22 protein-coding genes and 1 pseudogene are annotated in these 22767 nt (G+C 69.6%); 10 read left to right on the plus strand and 13 right to left on the minus strand.

Features of this window, described 5'->3' with window-relative positions; translation table 11 throughout:
• The first annotated feature begins 81 nt into the window (after positions 1-81).
• Positions 82-369 (plus strand): hypothetical protein, encoded by a 288-nt coding sequence (locus NGJ44_RS08335; RefSeq protein ID WP_053246107.1) that lies wholly within the window; start codon positions 82-84, stop codon positions 367-369.
• A 9-nt stretch (positions 370-378) separates the two neighbouring features.
• On the opposite strand, the gene NGJ44_RS08340 is transcribed toward NGJ44_RS08335, so the two are convergent.
• Genes NGJ44_RS08340 through mog form a run of 3 tightly spaced genes read right to left on the minus strand, consistent with a single transcriptional unit; the run spans position 379 to position 2302 of the window.
• Positions 379-1266: a peptidoglycan DD-metalloendopeptidase family protein gene (locus NGJ44_RS08340; RefSeq protein ID WP_251863650.1), complete on the minus strand. Its 888-nt coding sequence runs from the start codon at positions 1264-1266 to the stop codon at positions 379-381.
• A 6-nt stretch (positions 1267-1272) separates the two neighbouring features.
• Positions 1273-1611 carry a hypothetical protein gene (locus NGJ44_RS08345; protein WP_053246106.1) on the minus strand — a complete coding sequence of 113 codons (339 nt, stop codon included), beginning with the start codon at positions 1609-1611 and terminating at the stop codon, positions 1273-1275.
• A gap of 58 nt (positions 1612-1669) precedes the next feature.
• Complete coding sequence (mog, locus tag NGJ44_RS08350; RefSeq protein WP_251863651.1) at positions 1670-2302, minus strand: molybdopterin adenylyltransferase; 633 nt, start codon at positions 2300-2302, stop codon at positions 1670-1672.
• A 195-nt stretch (positions 2303-2497) separates the two neighbouring features.
• Here mog and NGJ44_RS08355 point away from each other — a divergent pair, with 195 nt between their 5' ends.
• Positions 2498-3973, plus strand: coding sequence for an inorganic phosphate transporter (locus NGJ44_RS08355; protein ID WP_053246105.1), 1476 nt, complete (start codon positions 2498-2500; stop codon positions 3971-3973).
• Positions 3974-3989: 16 nt separating this feature from the next.
• Here the strand turns inward: NGJ44_RS08355 and NGJ44_RS08360 are convergent, their stop codons facing one another.
• The 5 genes from NGJ44_RS08360 to NGJ44_RS08380 form a co-directional block, all read right to left on the minus strand.
• Positions 3990-4616, minus strand: coding sequence for a glutathione S-transferase family protein (locus NGJ44_RS08360; RefSeq protein WP_053246104.1), 627 nt, complete (start codon positions 4614-4616; stop codon positions 3990-3992).
• Between the two features lie 55 nt (positions 4617-4671).
• Positions 4672-5025: an AzlD domain-containing protein gene (locus NGJ44_RS08365; RefSeq protein WP_251863652.1), complete on the minus strand. Its 354-nt coding sequence runs from the start codon at positions 5023-5025 to the stop codon at positions 4672-4674.
• Positions 5022-5729, minus strand: coding sequence for an AzlC family ABC transporter permease (locus tag NGJ44_RS08370; protein ID WP_251863653.1), 708 nt, complete (start codon positions 5727-5729; stop codon positions 5022-5024). Before NGJ44_RS08370 ends, NGJ44_RS08365 begins: the two co-directional genes overlap by 4 nt.
• Before the next feature lie 93 nt (positions 5730-5822).
• Positions 5823-6146 carry a chaperone modulator CbpM gene (locus tag NGJ44_RS08375; RefSeq protein ID WP_251863654.1) on the minus strand — a complete coding sequence of 108 codons (324 nt, stop codon included), beginning with the start codon at positions 6144-6146 and terminating at the stop codon, positions 5823-5825.
• 3 nt (positions 6147-6149) lie between these two features.
• A complete protein-coding gene (locus NGJ44_RS08380) occupies positions 6150-7091 on the minus strand; it encodes a DnaJ C-terminal domain-containing protein (RefSeq protein ID WP_251863655.1) in 942 nt (313 codons plus the stop codon).
• Positions 7092-7269: 178 nt separating this feature from the next.
• Between NGJ44_RS08380 and NGJ44_RS08385 the strand changes: the two genes are divergently transcribed.
• The 7 genes from NGJ44_RS08385 (at position 7270) to fabI (ending at position 14182) form a co-directional block, all read left to right on the plus strand.
• Positions 7270-7599 (plus strand): DHCW motif cupin fold protein, encoded by a 330-nt coding sequence (locus NGJ44_RS08385; protein WP_251863656.1) that lies wholly within the window; start codon positions 7270-7272, stop codon positions 7597-7599.
• 111 nt (positions 7600-7710) lie between these two features.
• Positions 7711-8346 carry a glutathione transferase gene (yfcF, locus tag NGJ44_RS08390; RefSeq protein ID WP_251863657.1) on the plus strand — a complete coding sequence of 212 codons (636 nt, stop codon included), beginning with the start codon at positions 7711-7713 and terminating at the stop codon, positions 8344-8346.
• A gap of 6 nt (positions 8347-8352) precedes the next feature.
• The gene (locus NGJ44_RS08395) at positions 8353-8748 is read left to right on the plus strand and encodes a VOC family protein (RefSeq protein ID WP_251863658.1); all 396 of its coding nucleotides are present in this window, start codon (positions 8353-8355) and stop codon (positions 8746-8748) included.
• A gap of 155 nt (positions 8749-8903) precedes the next feature.
• Complete coding sequence (locus NGJ44_RS08400; RefSeq protein WP_251863659.1) at positions 8904-11252, plus strand: DUF3141 domain-containing protein; 2349 nt, start codon at positions 8904-8906, stop codon at positions 11250-11252.
• A complete protein-coding gene (locus NGJ44_RS08405; RefSeq protein ID WP_251863660.1) occupies positions 11249-12193 on the plus strand; it encodes a phosphate acetyltransferase in 945 nt (314 codons plus the stop codon). The genes NGJ44_RS08400 and NGJ44_RS08405 overlap by 4 nt, the downstream gene beginning before the upstream one ends.
• 34 nt (positions 12194-12227) lie before the next feature.
• Positions 12228-13412 carry an acetate/propionate family kinase gene (locus tag NGJ44_RS08410; RefSeq protein WP_251863661.1) on the plus strand — a complete coding sequence of 395 codons (1185 nt, stop codon included), beginning with the start codon at positions 12228-12230 and terminating at the stop codon, positions 13410-13412.
• Positions 13409-14182: an enoyl-ACP reductase FabI gene (gene fabI, locus NGJ44_RS08415; protein ID WP_251863662.1), complete on the plus strand. Its 774-nt coding sequence runs from the start codon at positions 13409-13411 to the stop codon at positions 14180-14182. The genes NGJ44_RS08410 and fabI overlap by 4 nt, the downstream gene beginning before the upstream one ends.
• Before the next feature lie 15 nt (positions 14183-14197).
• Here the strand turns inward: fabI and NGJ44_RS08420 are convergent, their stop codons facing one another.
• Complete coding sequence (locus NGJ44_RS08420; protein ID WP_251863671.1) at positions 14198-15886, minus strand: SulP family inorganic anion transporter; 1689 nt, start codon at positions 15884-15886, stop codon at positions 14198-14200.
• A gap of 289 nt (positions 15887-16175) precedes the next feature.
• Here NGJ44_RS08420 and NGJ44_RS08425 point away from each other — a divergent pair, with 289 nt between their 5' ends.
• On the plus strand, positions 16176-17165 hold the full coding sequence (locus NGJ44_RS08425; RefSeq protein ID WP_251863663.1) for a Bug family tripartite tricarboxylate transporter substrate binding protein: 990 nt from the start codon (positions 16176-16178) through the stop codon (positions 17163-17165).
• Positions 17166-17452: 287 nt separating this feature from the next.
• On the opposite strand, the pseudogene NGJ44_RS08430 reads toward NGJ44_RS08425, so the two are convergent.
• The 4 genes and pseudogenes from NGJ44_RS08430 to tkt form a co-directional block, all read right to left on the minus strand.
• Positions 17453-17878 (minus strand): annotated as a pseudogene (locus NGJ44_RS08430) (transposase); the annotation flags it as partial.
• 251 nt (positions 17879-18129) lie between these two features.
• A complete protein-coding gene (locus NGJ44_RS08435) occupies positions 18130-19323 on the minus strand; it encodes a phosphoglycerate kinase (protein ID WP_053246467.1) in 1194 nt (397 codons plus the stop codon).
• A gap of 100 nt (positions 19324-19423) precedes the next feature.
• Positions 19424-20434, minus strand: a complete 1011-nt coding sequence (gene gap, locus NGJ44_RS08440; RefSeq protein ID WP_251863664.1) for a type I glyceraldehyde-3-phosphate dehydrogenase — start codon at positions 20432-20434, stop codon at positions 19424-19426.
• A 15-nt stretch (positions 20435-20449) separates the two neighbouring features.
• Positions 20450-22489: a transketolase gene (gene tkt / locus NGJ44_RS08445; protein ID WP_251863665.1), complete on the minus strand. Its 2040-nt coding sequence runs from the start codon at positions 22487-22489 to the stop codon at positions 20450-20452.
• Between the last annotated feature and the right edge of the window lie 278 nt (positions 22490-22767).

Genomic DNA, 22767 nt, shown 5'->3' on the forward strand with positions numbered 1-22767 from the left:
CGCCCGGCCTGATGCGCAAAACCGCGCGTTGGGCGAAAATGCGTGCCGCGCCCCGACGTCCGCGGGCAGGCACGAAGCAAGATGGAACCCAAGGAAGAGCTGCAAACCGCCGCCGACGCGCTGACCCGCGCGCGCCGGAGATTCGCCCGTGGCGAGGAAGGACTGCGCCTGCTGCGCCAGTCGCGCGAGGCTTTCATCAACAGCCTGCGCAACACGGGCCTCACGTATTCGGAAGCCAAGACCAAATACGACAACTGCCTCGAAGAGCAGGAAGCCGAGCAGGCCCGCGTGCTTGAGGATCTGCGCTACGCCGAGCGCGTGTACCAGTACGTGGTGGCGCGCATCGCCCAGCCCGCCGGGCAGGACTGACCCCGCGCCTCAGGGACGGAAAGCGCCGATGAAGATCGCGGGGTCCACCCGCGCATCGTTCAGGCTGACGTTCCAGTGCAGGTGCGGCCCCGTGGCCCGGCCGGTGGCGCCCACCTTGCCGATCGGCGCGCCGCGCGGCACCTCGTCGCCCTGTTTCACATCGATGGCCGACAGGTGGCAGAACATGCTCACCAGCCCCTGCCCGTGGTCCAGGAAGACCGTCTTGCCATTGAAAAAGAGTTCGCCCACCAGGGTGACGACACCCGCTGCCGGCGCCTTCACGAGCGTGCCGGCCGGCGCGGCGAAATCGAGCCCCGAGTGGGGGTTGCGCTCCTCGCCGTTGAAAAAGCGCCTGAGGCCGAAGGGGCTGGACAGGCGCGCGCCGTCCACGGGCCGGTCCAGCACGAGGTTGCTCGGGATCACGCCGGCGCGGTAGCTGCGGTAGGCCGCGTTCTGGAGATCCAGTTCGCGTTCGATACGGGCGAGATCGTCCGGATCGGGATGAACCTGGCGGCGATTCTTGAGCGTGATGTGCTGGGCGGCGTATGTCTTGGCCCGCACGACGAACTCCAGCTCGCGCTCGCCCGCCGCATCGCGCACCCGCGCCGATTGCCGCCCCGGCTTGACCGACAGCGGGATGCCCAGCACGGCGATCCAGCGCCGCCCTTCCTCGCGCACCACCAGCGCCCGACGCCCCAGGTAGGCGACTTCGGGCGCCTCGGGCGCGTCTCCCAGGCCCAGCACGGCCACGCCGCCCGGCACGGGAATGTTCAGCTTGCGGGTGATGAATCCTTCCTGGGCGCGCGCCGGGCCGGCCGCGCTCCAGGCCAGCGCGGCCAGCGCCAGACGCAGTGCGTCGCGGCGCCCGAAACGGCCGTCAGCGGAAGCGGTCGGCATCGGCGTTCAGCGGCACAGGTTCGCGGCCTCGACGATGCTCTGGTCGCGGTGGTTGATGCGCGTGGACAGGCGCGTCTCGGTCTTGCCCTTCCAGTGCGTGGTGGTCAGCACCGCCTCCACGCCCATGCTGTTGCGCAGGACGAGTTCCTGCCCGTTGCGCACGTCGTGCCGCTCGGGCTGCAGGCCCATGCCTTTCCAGGCCTCGGCCACGCACGCCGTGTATTCCTCGGCGCTGCGCGGCGTGGACCCGTAGAAGATGGGGTCGCGTTCGCGCACGTCTTTCACGTTGGCGCAGGCGGACAACAGGGTCAGGGCGGCAAGGGGCAGAACGATACGGGCCTTCATCGGGAACTCTCTGGATGCGCGGATGGAAAACGCGGCCAACTATACCGCAGCGCCCGGCTCACCCGCGGGCCTGACGGCGCGCCGACTTGGGCCGGAAGGCCGCGATCACCTCGGGCCGCGTCTCGGCGTAAGGGCCGCCGATGAGGTCGATGCAATAGGGAATGGCGGCGAAGATGCCCGGCGCCAGCACCGCGCCGTCCTCGGACTTCAGCCCTTCCAGCGTCTCGCGTATGGCCTTGGGCTGGCCGGGCAGGTTCACGATGAGCGCCGCATGGCTCGGCGTTTCGCGGATGACCGCCACCTGGCGCGACAGAATGGCGGTCGGCACGAAGCGCAGGCTGATCTGGCGCATCTGCTCGCCAAACCCCGGCATTTCGCGGGTGCCCACGGCCAGCGTGGCCTCCGGCGTGACGTCGCGCCGCGCGGGCCCCGTGCCGCCGGTGGTGAGCACCAGGTCGCAGCCGTTGTCGTCCACCAGTTCGATCAGGGCCTGTGAAATGCGCTCGCGCTCGTCGGGGATGAGCCGCTCCACCGCCTGCCAGGGCGAGGCCAGCGCCGAACCCAGCCATTCGCGCAGCGCGGGCAGCCCCTGGTCTTCGTAGACGCCGGCGGAGGCGCGGTCTGAAACCGACACCAGGCCAATGACGAGCTCATCGGGATGGCGGCGGACGATGCGGGCGGAATCGGTCATGGGATGCGGAGAGAAAAGATACACAAAGATACAAAATAGGGCGACGCGGCCGCAGGGCGCAACATCCAGGCCGCACGCCGTTCCCGATGCTATCGCATTTGCGCGGCGATGAATTCATGGCCGCTGCCGGAACGGGGACAGTTCACAAATCTGCAATAATCTCGCCACCTTGCCGGAACCTCTCCCCGCTCCCCCATGTTCGACCTCTTCCACGGCCTGGATTTCTGGGTCGGCCTCAGTCTCGTGCTGGCGCTCGCCTTCGTGCTGGCCTTCGAATTCATCAACGGTTTTCACGACACGGCCAACGCCGTGGCCACGGTCATCTACACCAAGGCCATGCCGCCGCACCTGGCCGTGGTGCTCTCCGGCATTTTCAACTTCCTGGGCGTACTGCTGGGCGGCGTGGGCGTGGCCTACGCCATCGTGCACCTGCTGCCGGTGGAACTGCTCATCAATGTGGATACGGGCCGCGGGCTGGCCATGGTGTTCGCCATGCTGGCCGCGGCCATCGCCTGGAACCTGGGCACCTGGTATTTCGGCATCCCGGCCTCCAGCTCGCACACGCTCATCGGCTCCATCCTGGGCGTGGGGCTGGCCAATGCGCTCATTACCGGCCTGCCCGTGGCCGACGGCGTGAACTGGGGCAAGGCCATCGACATCGGGCTGTCGCTGGTGGTTTCGCCCGTGGCGGGCTTCGTGGTGGCCGGCGCCCTGCTCCTGGTGCTGAAGCGGCTGCGGCCGCTGTCCAAGATGCACAAGACGCCCGAGCAGCGCCGCGCGCTGGACAACAAGAAGCATCCCCCCTTCTGGAACCGCCTGGTGCTGGTGCTCTCGGCCATGGGCGTGAGCTTCGTGCACGGCTCCAACGACGGCCAGAAAGGCATCGGCCTCATCATGCTGGTGCTGATCGGCATCGTGCCCGCCAATTTCGTGCTCGACGCGGGCAGCACCACCTACCAGATCGAGCGCACCCGCGACGCCGCCACCCACCTGAGCGCGTTCTACCTGCGCAACCAGACCCTGCTCGGCGACTACCTGGCGCTCGGAAGCGCGCGCCAGACCGACCCGCTGCCGCCCGGCTTTCGCTGCGACGCCAAGCTCACGCTGCCGACCATCGCCGCGCTGCAGGCCGACCTGCAGGGCGTGCACAACTACGCCGAGCTGCCGGCCGCCAAGCGCATCAACGTGCGGCGCTACCTGCTGTGCCTGGACGACACGGCCAAGAAAGTGGCCGCGATGCCCGACCTGCCCGCGCGCGAGCGCACCGACCTGCAGCGCCTGCGCGCCGACCTCACCGCCACCACCGAATACGCGCCGTTCTGGGTGATCGCCGCCGTGGCGCTGGCCCTGGGCGCGGGCACCATGGTCGGCTGGCGGCGCGTGGTGCTGACCGTGGGCGAGAAAATCGGCAAGCAGGGCATGACCTACGCCCAGGGCATGTCGGCCCAGCTGACGGCGGTGGGCGCCATCGGCCTGGCCAATGTGTTCAGCCTGCCCGTCTCCACTACCCACGTGCTCTCCTCGGGCGTGGCGGGCACCATGGTGGCCAGCAAGAGCGGACTGCACGGCAATACCGTGCGCAACATCCTGCTGGCCTGGGTGCTGACCCTGCCCGCCGCCATGCTGCTGGCGGCCGGCCTGTTCTGGGTAGGCGTGCAGATCACGGGCTGAGCGGCCCGCGCGGAGGTCAGGTCGCGCCGCTCTCGCCGATGTCGCCGTCGCGCTGCAGGGCGCGGTGCATGGCCGGCCGCTGCGCCAGGCGCTCGACGTAGGCGTTGAAGACCGAGGTTTCGGGCATGAGCTTGACCCGCATCAGGTGCTGCATCGAGCCGCCCAGCACGATGTCCACGGCGGAGAACTTGTCTCCCAGGAAGAACGGACGCGACTCCAGCACGCGCGTGAGCACTTCCTCGACCTCGTCGGCCGAGGCCCAGCCCAGCGCGGCGCTGCCCGCGTGCGGCAGCTTGAACGCGCGCTCGACCAAGGCGGGCTCCAGCACCCCCGTGGAATACGAAAGCCAGGTCAGGTAGGGCCCGCGCTGGCGGTCGCCCACCACCGGCCCCAGGCCCGCCTGAGGAAACAGGTCGGTGAGATAGAGCGCGATGGCGGGCGTCTCGAACACGGGAACCCCGTCGTGGACCAGCGCCGGCACCTTGCCGTGGGGATGAATGTCGATGTAATCGGCCGGCGGCCGGTGCCCGTCGTCGCCGCGGCGGATGGACACCATTTCGGTGTCGTACGGGACGCCCAGTTCTTCGAGCAGCCACAGTATCCGGAAGGACCGCGAGCGCGGCGCGTGATAAAGCGTAAGCATGGCCTGTCTCCGTATGGGAACCGGACCATTATGCCGTAGCGCGCCCTGCGGCGTGTCACCCCTGGCCCGACAGCGCCAGCAGCAGCCCGTACCCCGCCATGCCCAGCAGCACCGCCGCGCCGGTATTGCTCATCAGGCGCGAGGCCACCGCGGTGGCGGCCAGGCCGCCGGCATAGGCGCCCAGGCCCGGCATGCCCGCCCCGGCGTCCAGCAGGTCGGGCACGATGACGGCCGCCGCGATGCCCGCCAGCAGGCTCGGCCCCAGGGCCGAAAGGGCCGAGCCTTCGCGGGCGAGCCGGCGCAGCAGCCTGCTGCGCTCGGACAGCAGGAACGGCAGCGCGCGCGTCAGGTAGGTGATGACGGCCATGGCGGCGACGGCCGCCCAGAACCCCGGACCGCTCGCGTTCATGCGCGCCTCCGCAGACGGAAGGCCAGGCAGCCGATGACCGCGCCCGCCAGGATGGCGAGGCTGGTGTGGCCCAGCGCGGCCAGCGCGCCCGCGCCGGCCAGGGCGGCCGCCACGGACAGACCCAGTCCGCCGCGCGCGCTCTGGCAGACCAGGGCGGTAAAAAGCGCCGGCAGCGCGAAGCGCATCACCTGCGCCAGCATGGGGAAATGGCGCTCCAGGCCGTCGCCGGCATGGGCGCCCACGGCGGTTCCGGCGATCCAGGTAAGCCAGGCGCCCAGTCCCAGCGCCGCCATCCAGCGCCCGCGCCGCGCCGGCGCCACGCTTTCCAGGCGGTTGAACGCCGTGGCGAAGACTTCGTCGGTCAGCAGGAACGCGAGTCGCAGCCGCTCGCGAAGGGCGGGCGGAAGCAGGCGCGCCAGCAGCGGGCCGTAGAGCAGGTGCCGCACGTTGAGCAGCGAGCACAGCGCCACCACCCATATCCAGGGCGTGCCGGCCTTGATCGACGCCAGCAGCAGGAACTGGCTGGCCCCGGCGTAGATGAGCGCGGAAACCAGGATGACCTGCGGGCCCGTGAGGCCGGCGGCCGTGCCGGCGATGCCGAAGGTGACGGCTACCGGAAAGTACCCGATCATGACGGGCAGGCAGGCTTTCAGGCCGTCGAGGCGTGCGCCTGCCGGAAGCGTGGAACTGGCGGAATGCGGCAAGGTGAGATCCGTGGGGACGAAGCGGAAATGCGCCGGAACGCGGCAAGGCCGCTAGGGCCTGTTGGCGCTGACAGGCCCTAGTGTAGGCCAGCCTCACACGTCCAGGTCGGCGCCGCCCAGCGCCCGCAGCCTCGCTTTCAGGCGCCGCACCTCCTGGCTCAGGTCGAGGATCAGGGCCACGGCGTCCAGGTCGCCGCCGAAGGCATGCGCCAGCCGGCGCGCCTGCAACGCCCGCTCGAGGTCGGCGCTGTGGAAGCGCCACTCGGCCGGTTGTTCGCCGCGCGCGTTGACGATGCCGATTTCGACCAGTTGGGCCACCCACTCCACTTCGGCGCCGCAGGCGTGCGCGAGATCATCGGCGGAGAGCGGCTGCGACTTGCCCACGACGGTGGAGCTGGCGATGACGAGCTTCTTCATGAATCAGACCCCCATGTGGCGGCGCGGGTTGAAGGAGGGCAGCTCCTGCTGCAGCTTCCGGTAGGCCGACCGGGCGGCCTCCGTGTCGGCGGGGGGCAGCGCCACTTCCAGCACCAGGTAGAGATCGCCCGCAGGTTCGCCGGGAATGCCGCGGCCGCGCAGCCGGAGCTTGCGGCCATTGGCCGAGCCCGGCGGCACCGAAACCTCGACGGCGCCGCCGGGCGTGGGCACGTCGATGCTCGCGCCCAGCGCGGCCTCCCAGGGCGCGACCGGCACGTTCATGTACAGGTCGCGGCCGTCCACGCGGTAGCGCGGATGCGGCTTGAAGCGGATTTCCAGGTAAAGATCGCCGTTTTCGCCGCCGCCGTAGCCCGGCATGCCCTGGCCCGCCAGCCGGATGTACTGGCCTTCGCGCACGCCGGGCGGAATGCGCACGCTGAGCGTGCGCGTCTGCATGTGCGGCCGCCCCTGGGCGTCCATTTGCATGGAGCGCAGGGAGATGTCGCGCGTGGCGCCCTTGATGGCGTCTTCGAGATCGATCTCGACCGCCGCGTGGTGGTCTTCTCCCCGGGCGCGGAATTCCTGGTGCGCGCCGCCGCGGCGGGCGCGCCCGCCGAAGAGCGAAGAGAAGAATTCGCTGAACTGGGCCTCGTCGCCCGGCGCGGCGCCGCGGTGGAATTCGAAGCCTTCGTCCCATCCGGGCGGCGGGGCGAAGCCGCCGTCGGGCGAGACGCCGGCGGCGAGATTGTCGTAGGCCAGGCGCTTTTCCTTGTCGCGCAGGACGTCGTAGGCCTCGTTGACGTCGCGCATGCGGGCCTCGGCGTCTTTTTCTTTGCTGACGTCGGGGTGGTATTTGCGGGCGAGCTTGCGATAGGCGCGCCGGATTTCATCCTCGCCGGCGGTCCGCTCCACCCCGAGGATGCTGTAGTAGTCCTTGAACTCCATGTTCCAGCCCAGTGTGAGGTTGCAGCCGCGCCGGCGGCGCCGGTCCGGCCCTGAATACAAGCAAGATAGGGGCTGCGGCGCTTTTTTTCAATGCGCGGCGCCCCCGCCCGTATCGCGCATAATGCCGGGACAGGCAGCCTTTGCCGCGCCTTTTCTTGTTCAGAGAGCGATATTCGACATGGAAATGAGCAACATTCCCTTCGGCACCACCGACTGGTCCGACGTGGCCCCCACCGAGCACGCCGGCGAGACGGGCATGGCCTATTGGCGCACGCGCCACTTCGGCGACCTGCGTGTGCGCATGGTGGAATACACCCCCGGCTATCTGGCGGACCACTGGTGCGCCAAGGGCCACATCCTGCTCTGCCTGGAAGGCGAGCTGCACACCGAGCTGGAGGACGGCCGCCGGTTCGTGCTCAAGCCCGGCATGAGCTACCAGGTGGCCGACGGGGCCGAACCGCACCGCTCGTCCACGGCCTCGGGCGCCAGGCTCTTCATCGTGGACTGAGGCGCACGCGCGACACGCCGCGGTTTCAATTGCGTTACCCTTGGATCTTGCGGCGGCCCCGGCCGCCCGTCCTTCCCGCCGACAGCACACCCGCCTGACCGGAGACCACACTTGGGCGAGCCTTTCACGCTATATGTCGATTCGCGCTTTCTCAGCCCTTACGCCCTGTCCGCCCACGTGGCGCTGACCGAAAAAGGCGCGCCTTTCGAGGTCCGGCTCGTGGACCTCGAAGCCGGCGAACAGCGGATGCGCCCGTACCAGTGCCGCGCCCTCACCGGCCGCGTTCCCGCCCTGACCCACGGCGACTTCCATCTCACCGAATCCACCGCCATCGCGGAATATCTCGAAGAGATCTTTCCGCCGCCGGAGCACGTCCGGCTCTACCCCGCCGATCCGCGCGACCGGGCCCGGGCGCGCCAGCTCCAGGCCTGGCTGCGCAGCGACCTGGCCCCGCTGCGCGAAGAGCGGCCGACCCAGGTGGTGTTCTGGAACGAACAGCGGCCGCCGCTGGGCGACGCCGCCTGTGCGGCCTCGGCCAAACTGCTGCACGCGGCCGAGTGCCTGATCGGCGCCGGCCAGACCACGCTTTTCGGCGACTGGAGCCTGGCCGACGCCGACCTGGCCGTGGCGCTGCGCCGGCTGTGGCGCGACGACCTGCCCGACACGCTGCGCCGCTACGTGCAGGCGCAATGGGAACGGCCCTCGATGGTCCGCTGGCTCGAGCACAACGCGGCCGCCCGCGCCTGAGCGGCCATGCAGCTCCTGGACCACCTTTCGCTCACCGTGCCCGACCTGGGCGCGGCGCGCGTCTTCTACGACGCCGTCATGGCCCCGCTGGGCGCGGCCAAGGTGTACGACCGCCCGGACGCCCTGGGCTACGGCGAGCGCTGCCGGGCCGGCAGCACCGGGCACACGTACCTCTCCGTGCTGGCCGGCGCCGCCGGCGCGCCCGGCGCGCGCAGCCATTGCTGCTTCAAGGCGCCCAGCCGCGCGGCCGTGGACGCCTTCCACGCCGCGGGCCTGGCCTCGGGCGGCGCCGACGACGGCGCGCCGGGGCTGCGGCCGCACTACCATGCGCATTATTACGCGGCCTTCCTGCGCGACCCCGGCGGCAACCGCCTCGAAGCCGTCTGCCACGATCCGGGCTGAGGCCCGGGCGTCTGGCAAAAACGGGGACGTATTACTTGTCAGAGTTTGACGTCCTGCTCCCCCTCGGTTGTTGCGATGCAACATCCATTGATGTGTAATGGACCGGTGAACAGGCCAGCCATCCGCTGGCGCGAGCATATCTACAGGAGATCGCCATGGCCGGATCCGGCAACGATCGCACCCCCGCCCCGTCCGCCAACCCCTGGACGGCCGCCTACGAATACGCCCTGGACGCCTGGCAGCGCGGCGTCCTGTACGCCGATGTGATGCGCCAGCGCGGCAACCAGTATCACGCGCACATGGCGCAGCGCGCGCCCAATGTGCTGAGCATGGAATTCGAGCTGGTGCTGGACGGCCGCGAGCTGCCCCGCCCCGTCAACTACGGCCTGCTGCGCATCAAGCCGCCCGCCGGCGTCGAAACCGACCCCATCAAGCGCCCCTTCCTGGTGGTGGATCCGCGCGCGGGCCACGGGCCGGGCATCGGCGGCTTCAAGCCCGAAAGCGAGATCGGCGTGGCCGTGCGCGCCGGCCATCCCTGCTATTTCGCCACCTTCCTGCCCCAGCCCATGCCCACGCAGACCGTCGAAGACGTGATGCACGCCGAGGCCCGCTTCCTGGAGGAAATCATCGCCCTGCATCCGCAGGCCGAGGGCAAGCCGGTCGTGGTGGGCAATTGCCAGGCGGGCTGGCAGATCATGATGACGGCGGCCATGCGCCCCGAGCTGTTCGGCCCCATCATCGTGGCCGGCGCGCCGCTTTCGTACTGGGCCGGCTGGCGCGGCATGAACCCCATGCGCTATTCGGGCGGCCTGCTGGGCGGCTCCTGGCTCACCGCCCTGACCAGCGACCTCGGCAACGGCCGCTTCGACGGCGCCTGGCTGGTGCAGAACTTCGAGAACCTCAACCCCGCCAACACGCTCTGGACCAAGCAGTACAACCTGTATTCCAAGGTGGACACCGAAGCCAGCCGCTACCTGGGCTTCGAGAAATGGTGGGGCGGCCACGTGTTTCTCAACGGCCCCGAAATCCAGTACATCGTGGATAACCTGTTCGTGGGCAACCGGCTGGCCACCGCCGGCCTGGTCACCTCGGACGGCATCCGCATCGACCTGCGCAACATCCGGTCGCCCATCGTGGTGTTCTGCTCCAAGGGCGACAACATCACGCCGCCCCCGCAGGCGCTGGGATGGATTCCCGACCTCTACCAGAACGACGACGAAGTGCTGGCCCACGGCCAGACCATCGTCTATGCGGTGCACGAGAGCATCGGCCACCTGGGCATCTTCGTCTCGGGCAGCGTGGCGCGCAAGGAGCACCAGGAGTTCACGTCCAACATCGACATGATCGATGTGCTGCCGCCCGGCATCTACCAGGCCGAGATCGCCGACAAGACGCCCGATACGCCCAACGCCGACCTGGCCTACGGCAACTACGTGCTGTCTTTCGAGCGGCGCGCGGTGGACGACGTGCGCGCCATCGTCGACCGCAAGGAAGAAGACGACCGCCGCTTCGCCGCGGTGGCGCGCATCTCCGACATGAACCTGGGCCTGTACCGCAGCTTCCTGCAGCCCTGGGTGCGCGCCATGGTGACGCCGCAGTCGGCCGAATGGGCGCAGCGCCTGCACCCGCTGCGCCTGCCGTACGAACTGATCTCCGACCGCAATCCCTGGGTCGCGCCCGTGGCCAAGGTGGCCGAGCAGGTGCGCGCCCACCGCAAGCCCGTCTCGCCCGACAATCCCTTCCTGGTCGCCCAGGAAATGTTCTCCAATCTGGTCGAAACCAGCCTCGACATCTGGCAGGAGTTGCGCGACTCCGCGGCCGAGCGGCTTTTCATGACCGTCTACGGCTCGCCCGTGGTGCAGGACCTCGCCGGCCTGGGCGCCAAGGAAGGGCCGCCGCGCAAGCACCCCGGCGTGTCGCCGGAACACCGCCGCTTCATGGAAGAGCGCGCCGCCGAGCTGCGCTCCCTGATCAACGAAGGCGGCGCGCAGGTGGCGGCCATCCGCATGCTGCTCTATGTGGCGGGCGCGGAAGGCGGGCTGGACGAACGCAGCTACGCCCTGATCCGCCGGATGCGGGCCCGGTCCGACACGGCGCTCACGCTGGAGGAATTCAAGGACATCGTGCGCGACCAGGCGCTTATCATGCTCATGGACGCGCGCGGCGCGATCAGCGCCATGCCGCGCCTGCTCGACGACGCGCCAGCCGCCGTCATCCGCAAGGCGCTCGAAACCATGAAACAGGTGCTCGAAGCGGCCCAGCCGCTCAGCGAAGCCGCGCGCGAAAGCCTGGACGAAATGGAGCGCATTTTCCTGGCCGCCGAGCGCCGCGCGCTCAAGCGCGAGGAAACCCAGCCGGCCGCGCCGCGCAAGACGCCCGTGCGCGTGGCGGCCGCCCGCCGCGAAGCGCCCACCGCGAGCGCCGCCACGCCCGCGCCCCGCAAACCGGCCGCCGCCAGGCGCGCGGCCCCGCGCAGAAAATCGACCAAGGCCCAACCGGAATGACGCTGCCCGCCACTTCCCACTACGACCGGCTCATCGCGCGCGCCCAGACCCTGCCGCCCGCGGTGTGCGCCATCGCGCATCCCTGCGACGAGCCCTCGCTCTCGGCCGCCCTGGAGGCGCGCGACCTCAACCTCCTGCGTCCGGTGCTGGTCGGGCCGGAGCACAAGATCCGCGCCACCGCCGAGCAGTTCGGGCTCGACCTGGGCGATACGCGCATCGTCGACGCGCCGCACAGCCACGCAGCCGCGGCGACGGCCGTGTGCCTGGTGCGCGCCGGCGAAGCCGCCCTGCTCATGAAAGGCAGTCTTCATACCGACGAGCTGATGCGCGAGGTGGTGGCGCGCGACACCGGGCTGCGCACCGGCCGGCGCATCAGCCACGTCTTCATCATGGAAGTGCCCACGTACCCGGAGCCGCTCTTCATCACGGACGCGGCCATCAACATCTTCCCCGACCTGGAAACCAAAGCCGACATCATCCGCAACGTCATCGACCTGCACATCGGCCTGGGCCTGGGCGAGCCGCGCGTGGCGATCCTCTCCGCGGTGGAACAGGTCACGCCCACCATCCCCGGCACCATCGACGCCGCGGCCCTGTGCAAGATGGCCGACCGCGGCCAGATCCAGGGCGGCGTGCTGGACGGGCCGCTGGCGCTGGACAATGCCATCAGCCCCGAAGCCGCCCGCATCAAGGGCATCCGCTCGCCGGTGGCGGGCGTGGCCCAGGTGCTGGTGGTGCCCGACCTGGAAGCCGGCAACATGCTGGCCAAGAACCTCACTTTCCTGGCCAACGCCGAGGCCGCCGGCATCGTGCTCGGCGCGCGCGTGCCCATCATCCTGACCAGCCGCGCCGACAGTCCGCGCACCCGCCTGGCCTCGTGCGCCGTGGCGGCCATCTACGCGCACTACCTGGCCCAGCAGCAGGCGCTGCCGCTGGCCTGAGCCCAGGCGCGTCGACACCGAAAGAAGCCCCGCCATGACCGACACCATCCTCGTCATCAACGCCGGCAGCTCCAGCATCAAGTTCCACCTGTACGACATCGAGGGTCCGCAGGAGCTGTCCCCGCGGCTGGGCGGCCAGCTCGACGGCATCGGCACCCGACGTCCCCGCCTGCGCGTGCGCAATGCCGCGGGCGAAACACTGGTGGAGCGCGAGATCGCGCCCGGGCACGCGGCCGACGTGCCCAACGCCCAGGAAGTGGTGGGCACCTGGCTGAGCGGGCACCTGGGCGGCGCGCCGCTCGCCATCGGGCATCGCGTGGTGCACGGCGGGCCCGACCTGGCCGAGCCGGTGCTGGTCGACGACGCCCTGCTCGCCCGCCTGGAAGCGCTCTCGCCGCTCGCGCCGCTGCACCAGCCCAACAACCTCGCCCCCATCCGCGTCATCCGCGAACGCCGTCCCGAGATTCCGCAGGTCGCGTGCTTCGACACGGCGTTTCACCGCACCCACTCCGACGTGGCCGACCGCTACGCGGTGCCGGAGCGCCTGTACGAACAGGGCGTGCGGCGCTACGGCTTTCACGGGCTGTCCTACGAATACATCGCCCAGCGCCTGAAAAAGGCGCTGCCCGACATCGCCATGGGCCGCATCGTGGCCGCGCACCTGGGCTCCGGCGTGTCGGCCTGCGCCATCCACCAGGGCAGGAGCGTGGACAGCACCATGGGCTTCACGGCGCTGGAGGGCCTGCCCATGGGCACCCGGCCGGGCCGGCTGGACGCGGGCGCCGTGCTCTGGATGATGGAGCAGGGCATGGGCCACGACGAAATCGAACACCTGCTCTATTACGAATGCGGCCTCAAGGGCCTGTCGGGCATCAGCAACGACATGCGCGAACTGCTGGCCAGCGACACGCCGGCCGCGCGGCGCGCGCTGGCGTATTTCGCCTGGCGCGTGGCCGAAGGCATGATGGGGCTGGGCTGCGCCATGAACGGCATCGACGCCATCGTCTTCACCGCCGGCGTGGGCGAGAATTCGCCGCAGATCCGGCAGGCCATCGCCGACCACTGGGGCTGGCTGGGCGTGGAGCTCGACCCCGAGCGCAATGCGCGCCACGGTCCGCGCATCTCCACCGAGCAGAGCCGCATCGGCGTCTATGTGGTGCGCACCAACGAAGAGCTCATCATCGCGCAGCACACGCTGGCGCTGGTGAGGCCGCAATGAGCGCCGCCCGGCCGCTGGCCGGCAAGCGCGGGCTGGTCACCGGCATCGCCAACGCGGACTCCATCGCCTGGGGCTGCGCCAAGGCGTTCCGCGCGCTGGGCGCGGAGCTGGCCGTCACCTATCTCAACGACAAGGCGCGCGTGCACGTCGAGCCGCTGGCGCGGCAGGTGCAGGCCGCCATGCTGATGCCGCTGGACCTGTTGCGCGACGGCCAGCTCGAAGCCGTTTTCGCGCGCATCGACAAAGAATGGGGCAGCCTGGATTTCGTGCTGCATTCCATTGCCTACGCGCCGCGCGAAGACCTGCACGGCCGCGTCGCCGATTGCTCGCGCGCGGGCTTCCTGCAGGCCATGGACGTGTCGTGCTGGTCTTTCATCCGCATGGCCAAGCTGGCCGAGCCGCTGATGCCGCGCGGCGGCGCCCTCTTCTGCATGAGCTACTACGGCTCGCAGATGGTGGTCGAGCACTACAACATGATGGGGCCGGTGAAGGCGGCGCTGGAATCGGCCACGCGCTACCTGGCGGCCGAGCTCGGCCCGCATGGCATCCGCGTGCACGCGATATCGCCCGGCCCGCTCAAGACCCGCGCCGCCTCGGGCATCGCCGAGTTCGACGCGCTGCTGGACCGCGCCCAGGCCAAGGCCCCGGCCCGCAGCCTGGTTTCGATCGACGACGTGGGCGAAGCCACCGCCTGGCTGGCCACGGACGCCGCGCGCCTCATGACGGGCCAGACGCTGTATATCGACGGCGGCTACCACATCATCGACTGAAAGCCGCCGGCCCGCTCAGCCCAGGGTCGCGGGCGCCGCCTGGCGCCAGCGTTCGATGGCTTCCACCGCCTGCTCGGCGCTGCCGAAGATGCGCTCGCGCCCGACCTTGTCCGCCAGACCCGACCGCTCCAGCGCCAGCCGGAACTGCCCATGGCCGCCCGCGATGGCCAGCGCGATGCCGCGCGCATCCAGCTCGCGCTTCAGTCCGTACAAGGCTTCCACGGCATCGGCGTCCGCCTGCGTCATGGCCTCCGCGTCCAGCACGAACCATTGCACATCGCCTGCCCGGTCCATGATTTCGCGGGCCCGGCGCCGGAACGCATCGGCATTGAAAAACCAGACCGACGATTCGAACAGCCACACCACGATGCCGGGCACGGGCCGGGCGTCGGGGTTCAGGTGCAGCTTGCCCAGCACGGTTTCGCCCGGCAGCCGGCCCAGCAGGGCATCGCGCGGATTGGCCGACACGTACATGGCGTAGAGCAGCGTCGCGCCCACCGACACGGCCACACCCTGCAGCACGCCGAATCCCACCACCCCCACCGCCGCCAGCAGCGCGAACGCCAGCTCGATCCGGGAAATCCGCGCCAGCCGGCGAAACGCCGCCAGGTCGAACAGACTGGCGGCCGCCAGCAGGAGAATGGCAGACAGCACGGCCTGGGGCAGCCAGTACAGGGGCTTGCCCAGCAGGCTTACCACCAGGGCCAGCGCCACCGCCGCGCTGGCGGCCGTCAGGGGCGAGGAGCCTCCCGCGGCCAGCCCCACGGCCGTGCGCGAATCCGCGCCCGTGACCGCAAAGCCGTGGAACAGGCCCGCCGCCACGTTGGCCGCGCCGAAGCCCACCAGCTCCCGGTTGGGGTCGATGTGCTCGCCCGAGTGTGCGGCAAAGCTGCGCGCCGTGACGATGCCGCTGGAAAAACTCACCACCAGCACGCCGGCCGCCCCCAACAACACGCCGTCGATGCCCGCCATGCGCGGCGGCAGCCCGATCGCCGGCAGGCCGGCGGGCACGTCGCCCACCACGGCGATGCCCAGCGCCGGAAAGTCCAGCATCCAGGAAAGGACGCAGGCCAGCGCCACCAGCAGGATGGGGCCCGGCCAGCTCGGCCGGTAGCGCTTGAGCCAGATGAGCGCCGCGCACGACACCAGCCCGAGGCACAGCGTGGGCAGGCGGATCTCGCCCACCCGCCGCGACAGCTCCAGGAACGGATGGACCAGCCCGCTGTCGCGCAGCCCCACGCCGGTCAGCCCGCTGAGCTGCGACAGCGCCAGCGTGACGGCCACTCCCGCCATGTAGCCCACCAGCACGGGCCGCGAAAGCAGGTTGGCCAGCACGCCCAGCCGCAGGACGCGGGCGGCCAGGCAGCCCAGGCCCACCGTCAGCGCGATCGCGCTGGCGCCGGCCAGGCGTTCCTCGGGCGTGATCAGCGCCATGGTGGACAGCGTGGCGGCGATCAGCGTGCAGGTGGCGGTGTCGGGCCCCACGATCAGCGTGCGCGACGATCCGAAGAGCGCATAGCCCAGCATGCCCGCAATGGCCGCCCAGATTCCGGCCACCGGCGGCACGCCCATCATGGCCGCATACGCCAGCCCCACGGGCAGCGCCACCGCCGCCACGCTCAGGCCCGCCGTGACATCCCGCCTGGCGGAATCGCGCGTGATTCCCCGGAAATGGTTCAAGCCTGGAAAGAGGCGCAGCAGCATGGCGGAAGACGGAAGTGACAAGGGGATAGGCCCGCAGGCGTGTCGGCGACACGCGCTAGCCTACACCAGCCCGGCGCGGGCGTGCCTTGCGGCTGGCAGGCCCCGCCGCATCATTCCTTCACAGAATGAAGTTTCTTAAATTTTTATCTCTTTTCGGAAGAAGCGGCCCTGCGTACAGTCGCGGACGGCACGGCGCGTGCCATGCCCGCGCCGCATCGCGCCCGCGCGACGCGCCGCCAGGCGCTCGCGCGGGCGCGCACGAACAAGCACAACACGATCAGGAGACTGCATGTCCTACGCATTCTGGCGCGGCGCCCGCCGCGCGCTGACGCTCGCCGCCCTGGCGGCCGCCCTGCTTCCCGCCGCAGGCCACGCCGGCCCGGGCTACCCCGACCGCCCCATCAGGCTCGTGGTGCCCTGGCCGCCCGGCGGCGCCACCGATGCGCTGGGCCGCATGCTGGCCCAGCGCCTGGGCGAGCGGCTGGGCCAGACCGTCATCGTGGACAACAAGGCGGGCGCGGGCGGCAACATCGGCACCGCCGCCTTCGTGCGCGAGAAACCGGACGGCTACACGCTGCTGGTGGCCACCAGTTCCACCAACGCGGCCAATCCTCACCTGTATTCGCGCCTGGGTTTCGACCCGGTCAAGGACTTCACGCCCGTGGCGTTCGTGGCGGAAATCCCGAACATTCTGGAGGTGCCCGCGCAGTCTCCGTTCCATTCCGTGCAGGAACTGGTGCAGGCGGCCCGGGCCAGGCCCGGAAAACTCAACTATGGCTCCGGCGGCGTGGGGTCGTCCCAGCATCTCGCGGGCAGCATGTTCAAGGCCCGCACCGGGGTGGACGTGGTGCATATCCCCTACAAGGGCAGCGGCCCGGCCGTGGCGGACCTGCTCGCCGGACAGGTGGACATGATGATAGACACGGGCTCGCTCGCCCAGGTGCAGGCCGGTTCGCTGCGGGCTCTGGCCGTGGCCGCGCGCAAGCGCCTGCCCGCCCTGCCGGACGTGCCCACCTTCGCGGAAGCGGGCGTGGCCGACATGTACGCCTCCGCCTGGTACGGCATCGTGGCGCCCGCGGGCACGCCGCCGGACGTGGCGGCGCGCCTGAACCGGGAAATCAATGCGGTCGCCGCCGACCCCGACATGCGCCGGCGCATGGAGGCCATGGGCGCCCAGGTGCCCGACGCGCAGACGCCGGAAGCGTTCGGCCGGTTCATGCGAACGGAAATCGACCGCTACGCCGGCATCGTGAAACTGTCGGGCGCCAGGATGGAGTAGGCCCAGGGCCCGCCGCCGGGCCTTTCAAGAAAAAATCTATGGTCAGCCCGATTTTTGCCAGCGAGGAAGTGTTGGCGCAAATTGGGCTTTGCCCAAATCTGTTCGGAGCCGGTTGGGGACAAGTCCCCGCTCCATGACGAGAGCCGCGCCCGGCAACCCTCAAAAGCGCCCTAGCATCCAAGTGCTGAATTTTTTGCCGGGTTTCCTGCCAGGCCGTCGAGCCGTTTATGTCTGCACGTACTCGCGTCGCAAAACCAGGAAGTGACAGCGTAAAACGGTGATGAAGGTCAGGCTGCGCCAACCGCCTGCTCACTTCGGTCGTGCGTTCCGTTGGCGAGGATGGCCCAGGCTATCCTCGCCAATTTGTTGGCCAGCGCGCAGGCCGCCACATTCGAGTGACGCCTTGCCGGCAGCTCGCGCCCCCGGATGCCGAGTCGATCCGTGCGCCGCCCGATGCGTTGCATGACCGCTCGTGCGCCTTGCACCAACAATCGTCTGAGATTCTTGTCGCCGCGCTTGCTGATACCCAACAGCGTGGGTGTGCCGCCCGTGCTGTACTGGCGAGGCGCCAAGCCCGCCGAGGCGGCGAACTGGCGTGCCGAGCCGACTTGCCGCGCATCGCCCGGTTCTGTCATCAGCACGCTCGCCGTGATCGGCCCGATGCGGGGGAGTTCCGGGAGCCGCTGGCCGCGCTCAGCCTCGCGCAGCCGCTGGCGCGAGCACTTCTTGCGAAACACCACTCTGCCGGTCGCGTCCTGCCCGTGCAAATGAAAGCCATGCTTGCCCAGATCAATGCCAATTAGCGTGACGGTGTTCATGAGAGGGCTCCCAGAAAGACCGATCCCCACTCAGCGTACCGCTTCGTGGGGATCGGGCTGACCATCTCATTAGCGCCCCTGGCGGGGCGCTGACGGCCGGACGGCGCGGAAAGCGCCGCGCCGTCCGATGCGGATGCGAAGCGCGCTCAGGCGTTTCTTGCTTCCAGCGCCGCCACCGCGGGCAGGGTCTTGCCTTCGAGGAATTCCAGGAAGGCGCCGCCGCCGGTGGAGATGTAGCCCACCTGTTCGCCGATGCCGTACTTGGCGATGGCGGCCAGGGTGTCGCCGCCGCCGGCGATGGAGAAGCCCTCGGAGTCGGCGATGGCGCGCGCCACCGTCTCGGTGCCGTGGGCGAACTGATCGAACTCGAACACGCCGACCGGGCCGTTCCAGACGATGGTGCCCGCCTTCTTGAGGATGTCGGCGAGCTGGGCCGCGGTCCGCGGGCCGATGTCGAGAATCATGTCGTCATCGGCAACCTGGTCGGCCGGCTTCACCGTGGCTTCGGCGTCGGCGCCGAACGACTTGGCGCACACCACGTCCACCGGGATCGGCACCTCGGCGCCGCGCTGCTTCATGAGATCGATGACGGCGCGCGCCTCGGCGACCTGGTCGGGCTCGGCCAGCGACTTGCCGATGGACAGGCCGGCGGCGAGCATGAAGGTGTTGGCGATGCCGCCGCCCACCACGAGCTGGTCGACCTTGTGGGCCAGCGATTGCAGGATGGACAGCTTGGTCGAGACCTTGGAGCCGCCCACGATAGCCACCAGCGGACGCTTGGGTTCGTGCAGGGCGCGGCCCAGGGCGTCGAGTTCGGCCTCGAGCAGCGGGCCGGCGCAGGCCACGGGCGCGAAGCGCGCGATGCCGTGCGTGGTGGCCTCGGCGCGGTGGGCGGTGCCGAAGGCGTCGTTGACGTAGACGTCGCACAGCGCGGCCATCTTGCGCGCCAGGGTTTCGTCATCTTTCTTCTCGCCGGGGTTCACGCGGCAGTTTTCCAGCAGCACGACGCGGCCGGGCTCGACGGTGACGCCGTCCACCCAGTCGCGCACCAGCTGCACGGGCGCGCCCAGCAGCTCGGACAGGCGCTGCGCCACCGGGGCGAGCGAGTCGGCGTCGGTGAGCTGGCCCTCCTTGGGCCGGCCCAGGTGCGAGGTGACCATGACGGCGGCGCCGCCATCCAGGGCGAGGCGGATGCCGGGCACGGAGGCGCGGATGCGGGTGTCTTCGGAGATGCGGCCGGCATCGTCGAAAGGCACGTTGAGGTCGGCGCGGATGAAGACGCGCTTGCCGGACAATTCGCCGGCCTTGGCCAGCGCGGACAGGGTTTTTACCTTGGGCATGGGATTCGTTCTCCTGCGGAGGTTCGTGCAAAGGGGACGAACCCGCTTTCCGCCCGCGCGGAAAGCAAATCCGTCCCCTCCGGGCTTGCCGTCAGGCGGCTTACTTGGCCGACATCAGCGCGACGGTGGTGTCGAGCATGCGGTTGGAGAAGCCCCACTCGTTGTCGTACCAGGACGACACCTTGACCAGGCGGCCGGACACCTTGGTGAGCGTGGCGTCGAAGGTGCTGGAAGCCGGGTTGTGGTTGTAGTCCACCGAAACCAGGGGCTCGGTGTTGTAGTCGAGGATGCCCTTGAGCTCGCCTTCGGAGGCGGCCTTGAGGATGCCGTTCACTTCTTCGACCGTGGTGTCGCGCCTGGCGATGAAGGACAGGTCGACGATGGACACGTTGATGGTCGGCACGCGGATGGCGTAGCCGTCCAGCTTGCCGTTCAGCTCGGGCAGCACCAGGCCCACGGCGGCGGCAGCGCCGGTCTTGGTGGGGATCATGCTCATGGTGGCCGAGCGGGCGCGGCGCAGGTCTTCGTGGTAGACGTCGGTGAGAACCTGGTCGTTCGTGTAGGCGTGCACCGTGGTCATCAGGCCGTTCTCGATGCCGAGCTTGTCATTGAGCGGCTTGACCAGCGGGGCCAGGCAGTTCGTGGTGCACGAAGCGTTGGAAATGACGGTGTGCTCGGCCTTGAGCACGTTGTGGTTCACGCCGTAGACGATGGTGGCGTCCACGTCCTTGCCGCCCGGGGCGGAGATGATGACCTTCTTGGCGCCGCCCTTCAGGTGGGCGCTGGCCTTTTCCTTGGAGGTGAAAAAGCCCGTGCACTCCAGCACCACGTCCACGTTGAGCTCGCCCCAGGGCAGCTCGGCCGGGTTGCGGTTGGCCAACACGCGGATCTTGTCGCCGTTGACGACCATGTAGTCGCCATCGACCTCGACGGTGCCCGGGAACTTGCCGTGGGCGGTGTCGTAGCGCGTCAGGTGCGCATTGGTCTTGGGATCGCCCAGGTCGTTGATGGCGACGATCTGGATGTCGTGCTTCTTGCCGTTTTCGTAGTGGGCACGCAGGATGTTGCGGCCGATGCGGCCGTAACCGTTGATGGCAACGCGAATGGTCATGACTGAGCTCCTTTTTTACAAAACCTGCTTGACGGTCTCGGCCACCTTGTCGGCGGTCAGCCCGAAGAACTTGAACAGCGTGCCGGCGGGGGCCGATTCGCCGTAGCGGTCGATGCCGACCACGGCGCCTTCCAGGCCCACGTACTTGTGCCAGAAGGCCGTGACGCCCGCTTCCACCGCCACGCGCGGCAGGCCGGGCGGCAGCACGGCGCGCTTCCAGCCGGCGTCCTGGCGGTCGAACACGTCGGTGCTGGGCATGGACACCACGCGCACCGCGATGCCTTCCTTGGCAAGCTGGGCCTGCGCATCGAGCGCGATGGACACTTCCGAACCCGTGGCGATGATGACGGCGCGCGCGCCCTCGGCGTCGCGCAGCACGTAGCCGCCGCGCGAAATGGCTTGCAGCGTGGCCGCGTCGCGCTCCACGTAGGGCAGGTTCTGGCGCGAGAGCAGCAGCGCGGTGGGACCGCCGTCATGCACGTCCATGCCGATGCTGGCCGGGCGCGTGACGGCCGCGTTCCAGGCCACGGCGGTCTCGGCCGTGTCGCAGGGGCGCCAGACCGACAGGTTGGGAATCAGGCGCAGACTGGACGCGTGCTCGATGGACTGGTGCGTGGGGCCGTCTTCGCCCAGGCCGATGGAGTCGTGCGTGAACACGTGCACCACGCGCTGCTTCATGAGCGCGGCCATGCGGATGGCGTTGCGGGAGTAATCGGAAAAGGTCAGGAAGGTGCCGCCGAACGGCAGGTAGCCGCCATGCAGGGCGATGCCGTTCATGATGGCGGCCATGCCGAATTCGCGCACGCCGTAGTTGATGTGGCGGCCGAACTGGAGGCCCTTGCCGTCGCCGGCGCGCACCGCGGCCACGCCCTTCCAGTCGGTGTAGTTGGAGCCGGTGAGGTCGGCCGAGCCGCCCAGCAGCTCGGGCAGCGCCTGCGCCAGCGCGGCGATGGCGAACTGCGAGGCCTTGCGGGTGGCCGCGGTTTCGGCCTTCTGTGCGGTGGCTTCCAGGAATGCCTGGAACTGCGCGGCGTAGCCGGCGGGCAGCTCGCCCTTCATGCGGCGCCGGAATTCGGCGGCCAGTTCGGGATACTGCTCGGCGTAGGCGTCGAAGGCCGACTGCCATTCGGCCTGGGCGGCCGCGCCGGCCTTGCGGGCGTCCCAGCCGTCGTAGACCGGCTGCGGGATCTGGAACGGCTCGGCGCTCCAGCCCAGGGCCGCGCGGGTGGCGGCGATTTCGTCCTTGCCCAGCGGCGCGCCGTGCACGTTGTGGGTGCCCGCCATGTTGGGCGCGCCCTTGCCGATCACGGTGCGGCACACGATGAGGGTCGGCTTTTCCGACTGGCCGCGCGCCGCCTTGATCGCCGCGTCCACGGCGGCCACGTCGTGGCCGTCCACGCCGCGGATGACGTTCCAGCCGTAGCCCTCGAAACGCTTGGCGGTGTCGTCGGCGAACCAGTGCTCGACGTGGCCGTCGATGGAAATGCCGTTGTCGTCATACAGCACCACCAGCTTGGACAGCTTCAGCGTGCCGGCCAGCGAGCAGACCTCGTGCGAGATGCCTTCCATGAGGCAGCCGTCGCCCGTGAAGGCGTAGGTGTGGTGATCGACGATGGTGTGGCCGGGCTTGTTGAATTCGGCGGCCAGCAGCGCCTCGGCCAGCGCCATGCCCACGGCGTTGCCCAGGCCCTGGCCCAGCGGGCCGGTGGTGGTTTCCACGCCCGGGGTGATGCCGACTTCGGGGTGGCCCGGGGTCTTGGAATGCAGCTGGCGGAAATTCTTCAGCTCCTCGATGGGCAGGTCGTAGCCCGTGAGGTGCAGCAGCGCGTAGATCAGCATGGAGCCGTGGCCGTTGGACAGCACGAAGCGGTCGCGGTTGGCCCAGGCGGGGTCGTTCGGGTTGTGGCGCAGGTGATTGATCCAGAGCGCCTGGGCGATTTCGGCCATCCCCATCGGCGCCCCCGGGTGTCCGGAGTTGGCTTGTTGCACGGCGTCCATCGCGAGGGCGCGGATGGCATCCGCCAGGGCAGGGTTGGGGGCGGTCGGATTGCTCATTCGGAAGGCTCTTTGAAACCGGCGCCGGCAAGACGGATATGGGGCCGGTTGAGTAGGTTGCGAAGCCAGGGATTTTACCATCCAGGGATTACCCCAGCGCCATCGCCCGGACGCCCGACCTGTCCCGCCGCGGCGCCTCGCCCGGGCGGACCGGCAGGTGCAGCGCCGCGCCCCGGCGCCGGGCCCCTGCCGCGGAAACGGCGGCGGTGGTAGGCTACGCGCTTTACCGCAACCCCGGAGGCGCGTCTCCGGGGTTGCGGTAAAGCGCGTAGCCTACC

It is taken from the genome of Achromobacter sp. Marseille-Q4962 (genome assembly GCF_943737005.1).
Classification (GTDB): Bacteria; Pseudomonadota; Gammaproteobacteria; order Burkholderiales; family Burkholderiaceae_B; genus Achromobacter.